This window comes from Streptomyces sp. (assembly GCF_019510245.1).
GTDB lineage: Bacteria > Actinomycetota > Actinomycetes > Streptomycetales > Streptomycetaceae > Streptomyces.
The window spans coordinates 73,292-89,981 of the sequence record NZ_JAEKKT010000181.1; the positions used below are offsets into that span (position 1 = coordinate 73,292).

Sequence of the window (16,690 nt, forward strand, 5' to 3'; positions counted from 1 at the left end):
CCGCTATGCACCCCCGTCTCCAAGATCGTCCGGCGGCACCACCCGCTTCTCCTCCGCGAAGTGACACGCGGAATCATGCGCCGCCGGCCCCGGCACGAGCCGGAACACGGCGGGCACCGCGAGCGCCGGCACCTCGACCGCGCACCGCTCCTCGGCCTTCCAGCACCTCGTGCGGAACCGGCACCCCGACGGAATGTTCGTCGGCGACGGCACGTCCCCGCTCAGGATGATCCGCTCCCGGTGCTCCCGCGCCTCCGGGTCCGGTACCGGCACCGCGGAGAGCAGGGCCTGGGTGTAGGGGTGGGTCGGGTGGTCGTAGATCTCCTCGTCCTTGCCGATCTCCACGATCCTCCCGAGGTACATCACCCCGACCCGGTCCGAGATGTGCCGCACGATCGACAGGTCGTGGGCGATGAAGACGTACGACAGGTCGAACTCGTTCTGGAGCCGGTCGAGCAGATTGATCACCTGGGCCTGGACGGAGACGTCGAGCGCGGACACCGGTTCGTCGGCGACGATCACCTCGGGGCGCAGCGCCAGCCCCCGTGCGATGCCGATGCGTTGCCGCTGGCCGCCGGAGAACTGGTGCGGATAGCGGTTGATGTACTCAGGGTTGAGCCCCACGACGTCCAGCAGCTCCTGGACCCGCCTGCGCCGGTCGCCCTTGGGAGCCGCCTCGGGATGGATCTCGTACGGCTCCCCGATGATGTCGCCGACGGTCATCCTGGGGTTGAGGGACGTGTACGGGTCCTGGAAGACCATCTGGATGTTGCGGCGGACGGTCTTGAGCGCCCGCCCGCTCAGCTTGGTGATGTCGTCCCCCTTGTACCTGATCGACCCCGCCGTCGGCCGCTCAAGGTTGACGAGCATCTTGGCGACCGTCGACTTCCCGCAGCCGGACTCGCCGACGATGCCCAGCGTCTCTCCTTTGCCGAGCGTGAAGTCGACACCGTCGACGGCCTTGACCGCGCCGATCTGTTTCTTGATCAAGATGCCCTGGGTCAAGGGGTAGTGCTTGACCAGTCCACTTACTTCCAGGATCGGCTCAACCACCCTGTCAACCATTGAGGCACTCCCTCCAGAAGTGACAGGCACTGCCCCGGCGTGGGTCCACCTCGTACAGCGGCGGTTCGTCGGTGCGGCACACGTCCTGGGCCATCGGGCAGCGCGGGTTGAAGGCGCACCCCGGAGGGATGTTCATCAGGTTGGGCGGCAGGCCCCTGATGGCGTAGAGCTCCTGCCCCTTCTGGTCGAGACGCGGGATGGAGTCGAGGAGCCCGCGCGTGTAGGGGTGGGCCGGCGCCTTGTAGATGTCGTGCACCGGCGCGGACTCGACGATCCGCCCCGCGTACATGACGGCGATCCGGTCGGCGACGTCCGCGACCACCCCCAGGTCGTGGGTGATCAGGATCAGCCCCATGTGGTACTCGCGCTGCAACTCCGCGAGCAAGTCCATGACCTGGGCCTGCACGGTCACGTCGAGGGCGGTCGTCGGCTCGTCGGCGATGATGAGCGCCGGCTCCAGGGCCAGCGCCATGGCGATCATGATGCGCTGACGCATGCCTCCGGAGAACTGGTGCGGATAGTCCCGCACCCGCTGGGCGGCGGCCGGGATCCGCACCCGGTCCATCAGCTCGACGGCCCTGGCCCGCGCATCCTTCCGGGACATCCCCCGGTGCACGACGAACATCTCGCCGAGCTGGTCGCCCACGCTCAGCACCGGGTTGAGCGCCGACAACGCGTCCTGGAAGATCATCGCCATCTCGGCGCCCCGGACCTTCCTCCTCTCCTCTTCCTTCAGCTTCAGCAGATCTCGGCCCCGGAAGAGGATCTCGCCGCCGCCGATCCGCCCGGGCGGTGTGTCCAGGATCCCCATCACGGCCTGGGCGGTCACCGACTTGCCGGACCCCGACTCGCCCAGCACGGCCAGCGTCTCCCCCTCGTCGACGGCGTACGAGACGCCGTTGACCGCCTTCGCGACCCCGTCCCGCATCCGGAACTCCACGTGCAGATCACGCACTTCGAGCAGCACGGCGGCGCTCACCTCAGCTTCGGGTCGAGGGCGTCGCGCACCGCGTCGCCGAGCATGATGAAGGCCAGGACGGTGAGCGCGAGGGCCCCCGAGGGCCACAGCAGCGCGTGCGGGGCGTTGCGGATGTAGGGCGAGGCGGCGGAGATGTCGATGCCCCAGGAGACGCTGGGCGGCTTCAGGCCGACGCCGAGGTACGACAGGGTCGCCTCCAGGGCGATGTAGGTGCCGAGGGCGATGGTCGCGACGACGATCACGGGGGCCACCGCGTTGGGTGCGATGTGCCGCAGCAGGATCCGGGAGTTGGAGGCGCCGAGGGCGCGGGCGGCCTGGACGTAGTCGTTCTGCTTGGCGGTGATCACCGAGCCGCGGGCGATCCGGGAGATCTGGGGCCAGCCGAGCAGCACCATGAACCCGATGACCGGCCAGACCGTATTGCTCGTCACCACCGAGAGGAGGACGAGACCGCCGAGGACGACCGGGATCGCGAAGAAGACGTCGGTGATCCGGGACAGCACCGAGTCCCAGACGCCACCGAAGAAGCCGGCGAGCCCGCCGAGCACCGATCCGAACAGCGCGACCCCGAGGGTGGCGCAGACGCCCACCGTGACGGACGTACGGGCGCCGTAGACGGTCCGCGTGTAGACGTTGCAGCCCTGTCCGTCGTAGCCGAAGGGAGCGCCCGGCTGGGGGCCCTCCTGGGCCTTGGCGAGGTCGCACTTGAGGGGGGAGCCGGAGGCGATCAGGGACGGCCACAGGGAGATGACGACGAGGAAGAGGATGACGAGGGCGGAGACGAGGAAGACGGGGTTGCGCCGCAGGTCCCGCCAGGCGTCCGACCAGAGCGAGCGGGGCTTGGCCGCGGGCCCGGTGCCGAGCGGTCCGCCCGGCGTCCGTTCCAGCGTCTCGGCCTCGGTCGTCGCGAGGTCCATCGCGCCGCCCATGCCCGTCCCGGCGATGGCCCGGTCCTGCTCGAACGGCTGCTCAGGCATAGCGGATCCTCGGGTCGAGTACGGCGTAGAGCAGGTCCACCAGGAGATTGGCCACCAGGAACACCAGGACCAGCACGGTCACGAACCCCACCACCGTCTGCGTGTTCTGCCGCAGGATGCCCTGGTAGAGCTGGTAGCCGACGCCGTGGATGTTGAAGATCCGCTCGGTGACGATCGCGCCGCCCATCAGCGCGCCGATGTCGGTGCCGATGAAGGTGACGACGGGGATGAGCGAGTTGCGCAGCAGGTGCCGTACGACAACCCGCCGCCGGGGCAGCCCTTTGGCGACAGCCGTACGGACGTAGTCGCTCCGCTTGTTGTCGGCGATGGAGGTACGGGTCAGCCGGGTGACGTAGGCGAGCGACACGGAGGCGAGCACCAGCCCCGGCACGATCAGCTCGCCGAAGGTGGCCTCCGGGGAGACGGAGGGTCTGATCCATCCCCACTCCACCCCCAGCAGGAGCTGGAGCAGCAGACCGGTGACGAAGGTCGGTACGGAGATGACGACCAGGGTGGCCAGCAGCACTCCGGTGTCGACGGGCCGCCCGCGCCGCAGTCCGGTCACCACGCCCAGCGTGATGCCGATGACGATCTCGATGACGATGGCCACGATGGTCAGCCGGATGGTGACGGGGAACGCGGTGGACATGAGCTCGGTGACCGGCTGTCCGTTGAACGCCGTACCGAAGTCGCCGGTGAAGACGTTCCCCATATAGGTGAGGTATTGCTGCCACACCGGCTTGTCGAGTCCGAACTCCTTCTTCAACTGGGCGGCGGTCGCCGGATCGCAGGCCCGCTCACCGCAGAGCCCCGCGATCGGGTCGCCCATGACGTTGACCATGAGGAAGATCAGCAGCGTGGCCCCGACGAACACCGGGATCATCTGGAGCAGCCGCCGGACGACGTAGCGTCCCATCCCGGTTCAGCTGACCTTGATCTCGTTGTAGACGGGAACGCTGAACGGGTTGAGGGCCACGTTCGACAGCCGCTCGGAGTAACCGGCGCTGCCGTTCTGGTACCAGAGCGGAATGGCGGCCATGTTGTCGCGGACGACTTCCTCGGCCTGCTGGAAGGTGGACACGGCCTTGCCGGTGTCGGTCTGGGCGTTCGCCTGGTCGACGAGCTTGTCGAAGTCCTTGTTGGACCACTTGCCGTCGTTGGAGGAGGCGTTGGTGTAGTAGAGCGGCTGGAGGAAGTTCTGGATGAGCGGGTAGTCCATCTGCCAGCCGGCGCGGAACGGTCCGGTCATCTTGTGCCGGCCGATCTGGTTCCGGAAGTCGGCGAACGTGCCGATCGGGTTCCCGACGCATGCCTTGTCGTTGCCCAGTGCGTTGTTGATGGAGTTGCACACGGCGTCCACCCACATCCTGTGCGAGCCGGTGTCGGCGTTGTACGTGATCTTGAGCTGGCCGCCGGGCAGTCCCCCGCCCTCCTGGATGAGCCTCTTGGCCTGGGCGGGGTCGTAGTCGCAGGCGCTCCCGCACAGCCCTTCCTTGAAGCCGCCGTCCGCGCCGAGCACGGGCGAGGTCCAGTCGGTGGCCGGGGTCCGGGTGTTCCGGAAGATGGTGTCGGTGATCTGCTTCCGGTTGATCGCCATGGAGAGGCCGGTGCGGACCTTCTCCGCTCCGCTCCTGCTCCAGGCGCTGTCGTAGTAGGGGAAGGCGAGCGTCTGGATGATGCCGGCCGGGGTGTTGATGTAACGGTCACCGAGATCGCTCTTGACGTTCTTCAGCTGCGACGCGGGGACGTCGTCGACGAGGTCGAGGTTGCCGGCGATGAGATCGGTGTACGCGGTGTCGCTGTCCGTGTAGACCTTGAGGGTCACTCCGTCGTTCTGCGCCTTGTCGGCCCCGGGATAGCCGTCCCACTTCTTCAGGGACATCTGCGAGCCCTTGGTGTAGGACTCGATGCGGTACGGCCCGTCGCCGACCGGCTGCGCCAGCCAGCCGGCGTGGTCGGTGAAGAAGGACTGCGGCAGCGGTGCGAAGGCCGCGTAGCCGAGGGTGTCGGGGAAGCTGGAGAACTTCTGGTTGAGCGCGACGGTGAAGGTCCTGTCGTCGACGACCTTCAGACCGGAGAGCGTCTCGGCGCTCTGTGAGCCGCTGTCCGGGTGGACCTTGTCGTAGCCCTGGATGTAGCCGAAGAAGTAGGCGTTCTTCTGGTTGTTCTTGAGGCTCGCTCCGTAGTTCCAGGCGTCGACGAAGGACTTCGCGGTCACCTTCTCGCCGTTACTGAACGTCCAGCCGTCCTTGAGGGTGATCGTGAAGTTCTGCGAGTCGCTCGTGTCGATCTTCTGGGCGAGCATGTCCTCGGCCTTGCCGGTCTTCGGGTCGTACTTCTTCAGGCCCCGGAAGATCATGTCCAGGACCTTGCCGCCCTGGACCTCGTTGGTGTTGGACGGCTCCAGGGGGTTCTGCGGGTCGCCCCAGGAGGAGCTGAGCACGCCGCTCTCGCCCCCGCCGCCCCCGCTGCCGCCACCGCCCCCGCAGGCCGTGACGGCGAGCGCCACCACGGCCGCGCAGGCCGCCCCTCGGGCGTGCGTGGCTGAACGCATGGCGTGCCTCCTCCGTGCAGGGTGATCCGTCGACCGGAGGACCGACCGATCGTTCCGTGGATGATCCGCTATCGGCCAATATCGACCAAATAGGTCGATATCGCTCATCCACTGCCCCGAACGGAGGCCTTCCGGGGACCCCATGACGGCCTTTAGAGGGACACCTCACCCGATTACAGACACCCCTCCGGGGCCCGCTCGAGGATCTTGCGGCGGCGGCGCAATGGATCTCCCTGCAACGATGCCGAAACGTTGGATTGCGACCCGCCGATGTACGCATTTCGGCACCCTCGCGTCCGCATAACGAACTCATTGCCCGTTTTGCGCAGTTCACCCGAACTAAAGCACGGTGCGATTACGAGGCGCTACCCGCGTAGCTACGGAACGGTCAAGGCCAGGCAAAGAAAGTAAAGAGAAACCCAAGTCGCCCGAGAATTTATTGACCTTGAATGAATTGCGTTGAAAAAGTCCGGCGTAGCCCGTAGGGGAGTGTGTCCCTGCGGAGTCATCAGACCCTCCCTTGGGCCAGGAGCACCATGACCCCCCCAACTCCATCCGCGGCTGCCCCGCTTGAGGTGACCGACGAGACCGAGAAGAAGTCGACCACTTCGGACGGTTCGAAGGGCAGCGAGAGCAGGTCGCCGGGCCGCCTGGCCTGGAAGCGCTTCAAGCGCGACCGTACGGGCGTTATATCCGCTTACGTCGTGATCTTCTTCTTCGTGATCGGCATCGCGGCACCGCTGATCGCGAAGCTGTACGGGAAGAACCCGTACACCACGTACACCACCCAGCACCCTGAGCTGCTCAACGCCTTCTCGTACCCCGCAGGGCCCAACGGAGGTATGAGCCCGGAGTTCTGGTTCGGCATCGAACCCCAGCTCGGCCGGGACGTCTTCACGTTCCTGCTGTACGCCATCCGCAACTCGCTCGGCATCGCGACAGCCGCCGCACTGCTCACCACGGTCCTCGGCGTCGTGATCGGCGTCACAGCGGGCTACCTGGGCGGCAAGACGGACTACCTCGTCGGCCGGATCATCGACATCCTGCTGTCGTTCCCGTCCACGCTGTTCTTCATCGCGTTCATGCCTGTCGTCTTCGGGTTCTTCGTCGCCCCCGACGACAACATCCCGACCTGGCTGCGCGCCACCGCGCTGATCCTGGTCCTTTCCGCCTTCGGCTGGGCCTCCATCGCCCGATTGCTGCGTGGCCAGGTGCTGGGCCTGCGCGAGCGGGAGTTCGTCGAGGCGGCGAAGGTCACGGGCGCGTCACCGATGCGTGTCGTGTTCAAGGAACTGCTGCCCAACCTGTGGACTCCGATCATCATCCAGTCCACGCTCCTCCTCCCCGCCTACGTGACTGCGGAAGCGGGTCTGGCCTTCCTCGGCGTGGGCATGATCGACCCGACCCCCGACTGGGGCGTGATGATCGGTCGCGGCGCGCAGTTCTACACCGAGGACATCACCTTCATGCTCTTCCCGGGCATCTCCATGGTGATCTTCGTGCTCGCCTTCAACCTGCTCGGCGACTCCGTGCGCGACGCGCTCGACCCGAAGTCCAAGCGGTAGCCCTCCCTGCACCACCCGGCCCGGTTCGATGACGTCCGGCTGGTTCCGACCATCCGAATTGACCCCTATAGGCAGGCTCAGCATGTCCTTTTCTCGCAGAAACTTCCTGATCGCCACCGGTGTGGCGGCGGCCTCCACGACCGTGCTGAGCGCGTGCAGCAGCGGTGACGACAACAAGGGCTCGTCCAAGGTCCCGTCCGTCTCCGACGCGAAGACCATGAACATCCCGGTCGGCACCAAGGCGGACTCCACGGGCCCGGCGCCCGAGGTCGCCGGTGCGGTCAAGGGCGGCACGATCTACTCGCTCGACCAGTTCGACATGGACCACCTGGACCCGGCGCAGATCTACGTCTCCACCGAGGGCGCCATCACCCGCCCGATCCTGCGTGGTCTGACCGGCTACAAGGTCGACGACAAGGGTGGCGCCACGCTCGTCGGCGACGTCGCGACCGACGCCGGCACCATGAAGGACGGCGGCAAGACCTGGTCGTTCACGATCAAGGACGGCATCAAGTGGGAGGACGGCACCGACCTCTCCATGGACGACGTCCGCCACACCTTCGAGCGTCTCTTCGCCTCGTTCGTCACCGAGGGTCCGCGCTACGTCCAGCAGTGGCTCGTCGGCGGCGACAAGTACAAGGGCCCCTACGACGGCAAGAGCCTGTCCTCGATCGAGGTCTCCGGCAAGACGATCACGTTCACCCTCAACGAGGCCCGCACCGACTTCAACTACACGCTGGGCATGCCCGGCTACGGCCTTGTCAACAAGAAGAAGGACACCAAGGAGAAGTACGACAAGCGTCCGTACTCCCTTGGCCCCTACAAGATCGACAGCCGGAGCATCGGCAAGTCGATGACCTACGTGCGCAACGAGCACTGGGACCCCGCCACGGACGCGATCCGCAACGCGTACCCGGACAAGTACATCTTCCAGTTCGGCTTCCAGCCGGTCGCCTCCACCGACCGCTACATCGCGGACAAGGGCAACGACCAGTACGCGATGTCGATCTTCAACGAGGTGGCGGCCGAGCGCACCGCGCAGGTCCTCACCAACGCCTCGCTGAAGAAGCGCGTTCTGACCCAGGTCGACACGGTCACCTACTACTGGCCGATCAACATGACCCGGATCAAGGACCTGAAGGTCCGCCAGGCGATCAACTGGGCGTGGCCGCACCAGCAGCTGCAGACCATCCGCGGTGGTGCGTCCACCAGCGAGCTGGCCAGCACCATCCTCAGCCCGGTGACCCCCGGCTACAAGAAGTTCGACCTGTACGGCGTGACCACGAAGCCCGGCGGCGACCCGGTCAAGGCCAAGGCGCTGCTGAAGGAGGCCGGCAAGGTCGGCCAGAAGCTGGTCATCGCCTACCAGCAGTCGGACAACGCGGTGAAGCAGGCCGTGGCCATCAAGAACGCCCTTGAGGCGGCCGGCTTCCAGGTCGTCAACCAGCAGGTCGACAAGACGACCTTCTACACCCAGATCGGCAAGATCGACAACGGCTACGACCTGTTCGCGGCCGGCTGGAGCCCCGACTGGCCGAACGGCTACTCGGTCTTCTTCCCCTGCTGGAGCGGCAAGAACATCGGCGACGGTCGCAGCAACTACGCCCAGCTGAACGACCCGAGCGTGAACAAGGCGATCGACGCGGCCGCCAAGATCGCCGACGTCGACGAGGCCAACAAGGCCTGGGGCGCCATCGACAAGCAGATCATGGAGCTGGCGGCGGTCGTCCCGGACTACCACTCCATCCGTAACTGGATGTACGGATCCAAGGTCGGCAACGTCGTCTACGACGCCGGCAACACCTGCGTCGCGCTCTGCAAGCTGTACGTCAAGAAGTAAGCGCGCAAGACCCTTCGGGGGCGGCCATGACCTGGCCGCCCCCTCCGGCCCACCCCTCACCCCCCGGCGACGGCGCCCCGTCCGGAAAGTCACGCCCCATGTTCCGCTTCCTTGTCCGCCGAGTCTTCGGCGCGCTGGTCATCCTCTTGATCATCAGCGCCGTCACCTTCTGGCTCTTCTACGCCATCCCGCGTGACCCCGCCACGATGTCCTGCGGCAAGAACTGCACGCCCGACATGCTCAGGCAGGTCCGGCACAACCTGGGCATCGACCACCCGGTTCCGGTCCAGTACTGGTACTGGCTCAAGGGCATCTTCGTCGGGCGCAGCTACGGCGACTTCGGCAACTGCAACGCGCCGTGCCTCGGGTACTCGTTCGCCAACCGCGAGCCCGTCCTCGGGACGATCATGGACAGGCTCCCGCTGACCCTGTCGCTCGCCTTCGGCTCGGCCGTCGTCTTCCTCATCTTCGGTATCGGCGCCGGCATGCTCGCCGCCGTAAAGCAGGGCAAGTGGCAGGACAAGGTCGCCAGCTCGGCGTCGCTGGTCGCCTCCTCGATGCAGATCTACTTCGTCGGCTACATCGCGATGTACTTCTTCGTCGCGAAGCTCGGCATCCTGGACAACCCGTCGTACACCCCCCTCACCCAGAACCCGGTCGAGTGGGCCTCGGGTCTCCTGCTGCCCTGGCTGGTGCTGGCCCTGATCTGGACCGCCAACTACACCCGTATGACGCGCTCCCAGCTGGTCGAGACGCTGAGCGAGGACTACGTCCGCACGGCCCGGGCCAAGGGCCTCTCCCGTCGGAACGTCTTCTTCCGGTTCGCCTGGCGCGGCGCGATGGGTCCGATCGTCACGATCTTCGGTATCGACCTCGCCACGCTCATCGGCGGCGCGATCATCACCGAGACCGTCTTCAGCCTCCAGGGCGTGGGCCAGCTGGCCCTGAAGTCCGTGGACCAGAGCGACCTGCCCATGGTGCTCGGCGTGACCCTGCTGTCCGCCGGCGCGATCGTGATCTTCAACATCATCGTGGACGCCGTCTACGCCCTCATCGACCCGCGGATCCGGCTCGCCTGACCTCCGCCCCACCCCCAACCTCGCATCACCCCCCAGGAGCGTCCCCGTGACGAGCACCGATCAGCAGCCGTTCCTCTCCGTCAAGGACCTCAAAGTCCACTTCTCCACCGAGGACGGCATCGTCAAGGCCGTCGACGGGCTCAGCTTCGACATCGCCAAGGGCCAGACGCTCGGCATCGTCGGTGAGTCGGGCTCCGGCAAGTCCGTGACCAACCTGACGATCCTGGGCCTGCACGACCCCGCCCGCACCCAGATCGACGGCGAGATCCTGCTCGACGGCCAGGAACTCCTCACGGCGTCCGAGCGGACGCTGGAGAAGCTCCGCGGCAACAAGATGTCGATGATCTTCCAGGACGCGCTGGCCTCGCTGTCGCCGTACCACACCATCGGCGCCCAGATCGCCGAGGTCTACCGCAAGCACACCGGCGCCTCCAAGAAGGAGGCCCGGGCGCGCGCGATCGAGATGCTGAAGCGGGTCGGGATCCCCCAGCCGGACGTCCGGGTCGACGACTACCCCCACCAGTTCTCCGGCGGTATGCGCCAGCGCGCGATGATCGCGATGGCCCTGGTCTGCGACCCCGAACTGCTGATCGCCGACGAGCCGACCACCGCGCTCGACGTGACGGTCCAGGCCCAGATCATGGACCTGCTCAAGGACCTCCAGCAGGAGTTCGGCACGGCGATCATCTTCATCACCCACGACCTCGGAGTCATCGCCGACATCGCGGACGACGTCCTGGTGATGTACGGCGGCCGGTGCGTGGAGCGGGGCACCAAGAAGCAGGTGCTGGGCTCGCCGCAGCACCCGTACACGCTGGGCCTGCTCAACTCCATGCCGAGCCTCGACGGACCGGTCGACATCCCGCTGTCGCCGATCCCCGGCTCGCCGCCCTCGCTGCTCAACCCGCCGTCCGGCTGCCGTTTCCACCCGCGATGCGCGTTTGCGGAGAAGGTCGCGGGCGGCAGGTGCTCCAGCGAGCAGCCGCCGCTCGAACTGGTCGAGGGCCGCGGCTCCGCCTGCCACCTGGAACTGAGCAAGCGCGACGAGCTCTTCGCCGACTACGCGGCCACCGCCGGCCACAACTGACGGACACGAGACGGGACTTCACGACCATGAGCAACACCAACCCCCTCCTGGACGTCTCCGGGCTGGCCAAGCACTTCCCGATCAAGGGCGGCTTCCCGATCCGGCGGACGGTCGGCGCGGTGCAGGCGGTGGACGGCCTCGACTTCCAGGTCGCCGAGGGCGAGAGCCTGGGCCTGGTCGGCGAGTCCGGCTGCGGCAAGTCGACCACCGGTCGGCTGATCACGCGCCTGCTGGAGCCGACCGGCGGCAAGATCACCTACCGCGGCCAGGACATCACGCACGCCAACCGCAGGCAGCTGGCGCCGATCCGGTCCGAGATCCAGATGATCTTCCAGGACCCGTACGCGTCCCTCAACCCGCGGCAGACGGTCGGCAAGATCATCGCGGGCCCGATGGAGATCAACGACATCAACCCGGCCGGCGGCCGCGAGAAGCGCGTACGGGAGCTGCTGGAGATCGTCGGTCTCAACCCGGAGCACTTCAACCGCTTCCCGCACGAGTTCTCCGGCGGCCAGCGCCAGCGCATCGGGGTGGCCCGCGCGCTGGCCCTGGAACCGAAGCTGATCGTCGCCGACGAGCCGGTCTCGGCGCTCGACGTCTCCATCCAGGCGCAGGTCGTGAACCTTCTCCAGAAGGTCCAGCAGGAACTGGGCATCGCCTTCGTCTTCATCGCCCACGACCTCGCGATCGTGCGGCACTTCTCCCAGCGCGTCGCGGTCATGTACCTCGGTAAGATCGTGGAGATCGCCGACCGCGAGGACCTGTACGACAACCCGCGCCACCCCTACACGCGGGCCCTGCTGTCCGCCGTGCCCGAGGCGACGGTGGACGTGGAGCCGCGCGAGCGGATCCGCCTGGTCGGTGACGTCCCGTCCCCGATCAACCCGCCGTCCGGCTGCCGCTTCCGCACCCGCTGCTGGAAGGCGACGGAGAAGTGCGCGACGGAGGCCCCGCCGCTGGTCCAGGCAGACGGCAACAAGCCCGGCCACCTCACCGCGTGCCACTATCCTGAGGCGCAGGAGACGATTCCCGCCCCGCGTCTCTCCAAGGACCCCGAGGCCGCGGCCTGACACACCCCTTTCCGTCAGCCGCCGCCTGCGGAACGGACTTTCACCGGCCCATTGACCCGAGCCCCTGAACGTCCGCTCCAGGGGAGCAAGGGCCCGCACCTCCCCAGGTGCGGGCCCTTCTCATTGCCGTACGTCAGGAAGCGGTGGTGGCTTCGAGGAGCTCGGGCCGGTCCGCACCCGGCGTGGCACGCAGTGACCGCACCCCGGGCGACAGGAGCGCGGCCAGGGTGGCCGCGACGATCAGGGTCGCACAGACGATCAGCATCCGGTCGGTGCCGAAGGTGTCGGCGGCGGGGCCTGCCAGCGCGAGGCCGAGCGGGGCGAGGGTGAGCGAGCCGAACCAGTCGTAGGAGCTGACCCGGGACAGAGCCTCCTCCGGGATTTCGCGCTGCATGGTGGTGGCCCACAGCACGCCGAAGAAGTCCAGGCTGACACCGGCGGTGAAGGCACCCGCGGCGACGGCCCACAGCGGTGCTCCGGCCCCGAGGAGGGCCGGAGGCAGGGCGGACGGGAGGGTGAACAGGACCGCCGCCAGGATCGGCCGGGTGACGCGCGCGCGGGCCGCGATCCCGGCGCCCGCCACGGCCCCCAGCGCCTGCGCGGCCACCACCACCGACCAGGCGCGGGCCCCGCCGAAGTGGGCACGCGCGGCCAGCGGACCCAGGACCCCTGCGTTGGCGTTGGTGGCGGCCACCACCAGCGAGAACTGGACGACGACCACCCACAGCCACTGCCGGGAGGCGAACTCCCGCCAGCCCTCGCGCAGATCGGCCCAGCCCGAGGCGGACTTCTGCGGACGACGGCTCAGCCGCAGGGACGAGGTGAGCGCGGCGCTGACCACGAAGGACAGACCGTTGATGGCCAGCGCCCAGCCCGCGCCGACCCATGCCACCGTCGCGCCGGACAGGGCCAGCCCCAGCAGGAGGGAGGTGTTGGTGCCGACCCGCAACAGGCCGTTGGCTCGCTGGAGGGCCTCGGACGGGACCAGCATCGGGATGATCCCGTCCATCGCCGGCGAGAAGAGAGCGGTCGCGGTGCCCGCCGTGACGGCGAGCACGCAGAGCGCGGCGACGGGGGCATGGCCGCTGAGCACCATGGCCGCGAGCCCGCCGTAGGACAGGGCACCCAGCAGGTCCGCAACGGCCATCAGCGCGGAGCGGGAGACCCGGTCCGCGATCACCCCTCCGACCAGGACCAGCGCGAGCTGCGGGACCGCCTGGCAGGCGACGACGAGCGAGAGGTCGCCCGGGGTCGCGCCGGGCAGCGAGAGCACCGCGAAGGCCAGCGCGATCCGGGCGAACCCGTTGCCGAGCACGGAGATGATCCGGGCGGACGCGAGGCGCACGAAACCGGAGTTGCGCAGCAGGGAAGGGGGGTGCTCAGCGGCAGACATGGACGGGCACCTTACGCCCTCGCCGCCTCGGGCCGATCCCCGTCGCGCACACTTCCCGCCACGTACGGATCACGAGTCAGGCTCCCCCGCCCCGCGCCCGAGCCCCGCCGTTCAGGACTCGACGAACAACTCCGCAGCGTCCGTGACGTGCACCGCCCGCTGGGCCCAGGTTTCGAGCTGGTCCAGATCGGTACACGCGTCCACCCGCTCACGGACCGCATCACTCACCGGGACACCACGCCACTCCAGGACCCGCAGGACCATCTCGGCACGCTCCTGAACCCGCCCCTGCTCCCGGCCTTCCTCCCGGCCTTCCTCCCGCACCTGCTCCGCCAGCGGGTGCCGCCAGAAGTACTGCATCGCCGTCATCAGGTCCCTCCAGATCTGCTTCGCCCGGGGATCGACCAGGCACGAGTCGACGAACTGTACGAAGACCGCGGCACTGTCGCGGTCAATGGTCTTCAAGGCGGCTGCCAGCGATTCCAGTATGGCCGCAGCATTCCGGCCCCGCCCGTGTGTCATGGCCGAGAGCACCGCAAGGGGTACGTCCCGTTCGGCCTCCCGCACGTCCGCGATCAAGGGAACGTTGTCCGGCCCCAGCACCAGCGGCCGCACGATCAGCGACTCCCACCCGGGAAGGCCGAGCTTGATCGGCTGCGACGCCCATCGTGCCGTCGTACTGCTCTGGGTGATCACGATCAGTACCGGCTCACACCGATACTTCTCATACAAGTACGACAGGTAGTACGGCCAGCTCCCCCGCTTACGGCCGTCCACCTCCCCCTGCGACTCGACCACGAGGAGGTAGGTCCCCCTGTCGGTCTCTGCCCGCAGCAACGTGTCCACCCGACGCTCGACCGGCTCGATCTCCGTCAGATCCACGTTCAGCGCCGCGATCTCCCGCGGCTCCGGAAACGGGACGCCCAGTACCCGCTGCAACGCATGCGTCAGCAACCCCGGATCCTTCTGGAAGATCCGGTGCAACGCCTCATGCGACGACCCCACCATCACGCCACCCCCAGCTCACACCACACATACTTGCCACGGTCCCCGAACCGGGACGACGGCTGCCAGCCCCAGCCATCCGCACACGCCACCACCAGCCCCAACCCCCGCCCCGCCTCCTCGAACTCGGTTACCACCCCCGGCGGCTCAGGAGGCACCGGATCCGCATCCCACGCCCCGATCCACACGACGCCCTCCGGGGAGCGCCGGACCCTGAGCGCGGCCGGTCCCTTCGTGTGCCGCACGGCATTGGAGACCAGCTCGGCGGCGAGGAGCTCCGCCGTGTCCACCAGGCCGATCAGGCCGTGCATGGTCAAGATCAGGCGCAGGGTGCGACGGGAGATCGTCACCGCTCTCGGGTCGTTGGGAACGTAGAGCGTGTAGTCCCAGGTCTCGGGCATGCGTCATCAACTCCGGTCGGGTGTAGGGGATTTCAGGCACGGTGGCATCGCCGCACGGCCGAGGCGCGGTGCACTTCCAGGGCGTGTCCGTTACGTCACCGACAGTAGAGACACAATTTGGGACGACGCAAGTCGCTGCCGTAATCTTCCCCTCGAACGAGGTTCTGCTCGGCGGCAGTACCTGGCGAGGAGGAACACATGACGCGCAGGAAACAGCCCACCGCACGTCAGGCGCGTCTGGGTTCCGAGCTGCGCAAACTCCGTGAGGCCGCAGGACTCAAAGGATTGGAGGCCGCCGCGCTGCTGGGAACGGACTCGGCGCAGATCAGCCAGATCGAGTTCGGTACGGCAGGCGTGAGCGAGGACCGGGTGCGTAGACTCGCCGCCCATTATTCCTGCACGGACATGGAGTTGGTCGAGGCGTTGGTGGCGATGGCGACGGATCGGACCCGGGGGTGGTGGGAGGAGTACCGGGGTCTGCTGCCAACGTCCTTCCTGGATCTCGCCGAGTTGGAATATCACTCCTCTTACCGGCTCGACGTGGAGTTCCTGCACATCCCCGGCCTGTTCCAGACAGAGGACTACGCCCGCGCCGTCTTCTCCTACCGGGTGCCCGAACTCCCGGCGAGCGATCTTGAGCTGCGTGTCCGCCACCGCATGGAACGAAAGGCGGTCCTGGAGGAACCGGCCTACGTTCCCTACGAGGCCGTGATCCACGAGGCGGCCCTGCGCATCAGGGTGTGCGACCGCGCCGCCACACGTGTTCAGCTCGGCCGTCTCCTGGAGTTCTCCGAGGCGGAGCACATCACCGTACGGGTCATCCCGTTCGACCTGGACGGCTTCGCCGGCGCGACGAACGCCATGATGTACGCGGGCGGTGCCGTGCCCAAGCTGGACACCGCGGTGCGCGACGCACCGCAGGGCGCGGGGTTCATCGACTCCGAGGCCCAACTCGGCGCATTTCGAACGCTCTTCCGTAAGGTGGAGTCCGCGTCCCTCGACCCCGATCGGTCGCGCGACTTCATCCACAACCTGACGAAGGAGCTGTGAGGCACACCGTGGCCCCTGACAACTGGCGCAGGTCGTCCTACTCGGGAAGCGGCGACGGCAACAACTGCGTAGAAGTAGCCCGCCTCCCCACCCACATAACCGTCCGCGACTCCAAAGCCCCTACCAGAGCCACCCTCGCCTTCCGCCCCGTCGCCTTCGCCGCCTTCGTCGGCGCCCTACAGGCCGCTCATCCCCGAGCCACCAGCTCCACCTCGAAGCCGTCCTCGTTCTCCAGGTACGCCGCGTAGTGGTCCGGGCCCCCGGCGTACGGGTGGCGGTCCGGGAACAGCGGCGTCCACCCGTGTGCCGGAGCCGCTTGCGTCAGCGCGTCGACCGTCGCCCGGTCCGGTGCGTGGAACGCCAGGTGGTTCAGGCCCGGCCGCATGCGGTCGTGCCCGGCGTCGCCGCCCCGCATCGCCGCTGATCGCTCGATCACCACGTACGTCTCCCCCAGCCGCCAGCTCCGCCCGTCCGGCCAGTTCTGGTACGGCGTCCAGTCCAGGCTTTCCAGCAGCCAGCCCCAGGACTCCGTCGCCCGGTCCAGGTCCGGCACCCACAGCTCTATGTGATGAAGCACCCGCAGTCCAGAAGAAGTTGATAGAAGTTCAAGAAGAGGGCCGTTCCT

General features: G+C 67.6%; 16 protein-coding genes. 7 read left to right on the top strand and 9 right to left on the bottom strand.

What is annotated here, in order from left to right; genetic code table 11:
• Positions 1 to 3 precede the first annotated feature (3 nt).
• The 5 genes from JF597_RS36305 to JF597_RS36325 are packed head-to-tail and all read right to left on the bottom strand — an operon-like array spanning position 4 to position 5,575.
• Complete coding sequence (locus JF597_RS36305; protein WP_294005484.1) at positions 4 to 1,065, bottom strand: ABC transporter ATP-binding protein; 1,062 nt, start codon at positions 1,063 to 1,065, stop codon at positions 4 to 6.
• On the bottom strand, positions 1,058 to 2,032 hold the full coding sequence (locus JF597_RS36310; protein WP_294005487.1) for an ABC transporter ATP-binding protein: 975 nt from the start codon (positions 2,030 to 2,032) through the stop codon (positions 1,058 to 1,060). Before JF597_RS36310 ends, JF597_RS36305 begins: the two co-directional genes overlap by 8 nt.
• Positions 2,033 to 2,040: 8 nt before the next feature.
• Complete coding sequence (locus JF597_RS36315) at positions 2,041 to 3,021, bottom strand: ABC transporter permease (RefSeq protein ID WP_294005490.1); 981 nt, start codon at positions 3,019 to 3,021, stop codon at positions 2,041 to 2,043.
• Complete coding sequence (locus JF597_RS36320) at positions 3,014 to 3,937, bottom strand: ABC transporter permease (RefSeq protein WP_294005493.1); 924 nt, start codon at positions 3,935 to 3,937, stop codon at positions 3,014 to 3,016. The genes JF597_RS36315 and JF597_RS36320 overlap by 8 nt, the downstream gene beginning before the upstream one ends.
• Before the next feature lie 6 nt (positions 3,938 to 3,943).
• Positions 3,944 to 5,575 (bottom strand): ABC transporter substrate-binding protein, encoded by a 1,632-nt coding sequence (locus JF597_RS36325; RefSeq protein ID WP_294005496.1) that lies wholly within the window; start codon positions 5,573 to 5,575, stop codon positions 3,944 to 3,946.
• A 575-nt stretch (positions 5,576 to 6,150) separates the two neighbouring features.
• On the opposite strand from JF597_RS36325, the gene JF597_RS36330 reads away from it, so the two are divergent.
• The 5 genes from JF597_RS36330 to JF597_RS36350 all read left to right on the top strand — a co-directional run bounded on the left by JF597_RS36330 (position 6,151) and on the right by JF597_RS36350 (position 12,216).
• Positions 6,151 to 7,140 (top strand): ABC transporter permease, encoded by a 990-nt coding sequence (locus JF597_RS36330; RefSeq protein ID WP_294005499.1) that lies wholly within the window; start codon positions 6,151 to 6,153, stop codon positions 7,138 to 7,140.
• A gap of 82 nt (positions 7,141 to 7,222) precedes the next feature.
• On the top strand, positions 7,223 to 8,980 hold the full coding sequence (locus JF597_RS36335; protein ID WP_294005502.1) for an ABC transporter substrate-binding protein: 1,758 nt from the start codon (positions 7,223 to 7,225) through the stop codon (positions 8,978 to 8,980).
• Between the two features lie 98 nt (positions 8,981 to 9,078).
• Positions 9,079 to 10,059, top strand: coding sequence for an ABC transporter permease (locus JF597_RS36340; protein ID WP_294005505.1), 981 nt, complete (start codon positions 9,079 to 9,081; stop codon positions 10,057 to 10,059).
• 46 nt (positions 10,060 to 10,105) lie between these two features.
• A complete protein-coding gene (locus JF597_RS36345; protein WP_294005508.1) occupies positions 10,106 to 11,146 on the top strand; it encodes an ABC transporter ATP-binding protein in 1,041 nt (346 codons plus the stop codon).
• A 26-nt stretch (positions 11,147 to 11,172) separates the two neighbouring features.
• A complete protein-coding gene (locus tag JF597_RS36350; RefSeq protein ID WP_294005511.1) occupies positions 11,173 to 12,216 on the top strand; it encodes an ABC transporter ATP-binding protein in 1,044 nt (347 codons plus the stop codon).
• 133 nt (positions 12,217 to 12,349) lie between these two features.
• Here the strand turns inward: JF597_RS36350 and JF597_RS36355 are convergent, their stop codons facing one another.
• The 3 genes from JF597_RS36355 to JF597_RS36365 form a co-directional block, all read right to left on the bottom strand.
• Positions 12,350 to 13,609 (bottom strand): MFS transporter, encoded by a 1,260-nt coding sequence (locus tag JF597_RS36355; RefSeq protein ID WP_294005514.1) that lies wholly within the window; start codon positions 13,607 to 13,609, stop codon positions 12,350 to 12,352.
• Between the two features lie 111 nt (positions 13,610 to 13,720).
• Positions 13,721 to 14,617, bottom strand: coding sequence for a hypothetical protein (locus tag JF597_RS36360; RefSeq protein ID WP_294005649.1), 897 nt, complete (start codon positions 14,615 to 14,617; stop codon positions 13,721 to 13,723).
• A complete protein-coding gene (locus JF597_RS36365; protein ID WP_294005517.1) occupies positions 14,617 to 15,015 on the bottom strand; it encodes an ATP-binding protein in 399 nt (132 codons plus the stop codon). The genes JF597_RS36360 and JF597_RS36365 overlap by 1 nt, the downstream gene beginning before the upstream one ends.
• A gap of 198 nt (positions 15,016 to 15,213) precedes the next feature.
• Between JF597_RS36365 and JF597_RS36370 the strand changes: the two genes are divergently transcribed.
• A complete protein-coding gene (locus tag JF597_RS36370) occupies positions 15,214 to 16,065 on the top strand; it encodes a helix-turn-helix transcriptional regulator (protein ID WP_294005519.1) in 852 nt (283 codons plus the stop codon).
• Entirely contained in the window at positions 16,062 to 16,313 is a 252-nt protein-coding gene (locus tag JF597_RS36375) for a DUF397 domain-containing protein (protein WP_294005522.1), read from the top strand. The genes JF597_RS36370 and JF597_RS36375 overlap by 4 nt, the downstream gene beginning before the upstream one ends.
• Here JF597_RS36375 and JF597_RS36380 read toward each other — a convergent pair.
• Entirely contained in the window at positions 16,253 to 16,642 is a 390-nt protein-coding gene (locus JF597_RS36380; protein ID WP_294005526.1) for a VOC family protein, read from the bottom strand. The genes JF597_RS36375 and JF597_RS36380 overlap by 61 nt on opposite strands.
• Between the last annotated feature and the right edge of the window lie 48 nt (positions 16,643 to 16,690).

Excerpts from the sequence above, each read along its gene's own strand:
- JF597_RS36325 (WP_294005496.1), bottom strand. The coding sequence starts at position 5,575 with ATGCGTTCAGCCACGCACGCCCGAGGGGCGGCCTGCGCGGCCGTGGTG.
- JF597_RS36355 (WP_294005514.1), bottom strand. The coding sequence starts at position 13,609 with ATGTCTGCCGCTGAGCACCCCCCTTCCCTGCTGCGCAACTCCGGTTTC.
- JF597_RS36360 (WP_294005649.1), bottom strand. The coding sequence starts at position 14,617 with ATGGTGGGGTCGTCGCATGAGGCGTTGCACCGGATCTTCCAGAAGGAT.
- JF597_RS36340 (WP_294005505.1), top strand. The coding sequence starts at position 9,079 with ATGTTCCGCTTCCTTGTCCGCCGAGTCTTCGGCGCGCTGGTCATCCTC.
- JF597_RS36350 (WP_294005511.1), top strand. The coding sequence starts at position 11,173 with ATGAGCAACACCAACCCCCTCCTGGACGTCTCCGGGCTGGCCAAGCAC.
- JF597_RS36320 (WP_294005493.1), bottom strand. The coding sequence starts at position 3,937 with ATGGGACGCTACGTCGTCCGGCGGCTGCTCCAGATGATCCCGGTGTTC.
- JF597_RS36315 (WP_294005490.1), bottom strand. The coding sequence starts at position 3,021 with ATGCCTGAGCAGCCGTTCGAGCAGGACCGGGCCATCGCCGGGACGGGC.
- JF597_RS36335 (WP_294005502.1), top strand. The coding sequence starts at position 7,223 with ATGTCCTTTTCTCGCAGAAACTTCCTGATCGCCACCGGTGTGGCGGCG.
- JF597_RS36305 (WP_294005484.1), bottom strand. The coding sequence starts at position 1,065 with ATGGTTGACAGGGTGGTTGAGCCGATCCTGGAAGTAAGTGGACTGGTC.
- JF597_RS36370 (WP_294005519.1), top strand. The coding sequence starts at position 15,214 with ATGACGCGCAGGAAACAGCCCACCGCACGTCAGGCGCGTCTGGGTTCC.
- JF597_RS36365 (WP_294005517.1), bottom strand. The coding sequence starts at position 15,015 with ATGCCCGAGACCTGGGACTACACGCTCTACGTTCCCAACGACCCGAGA.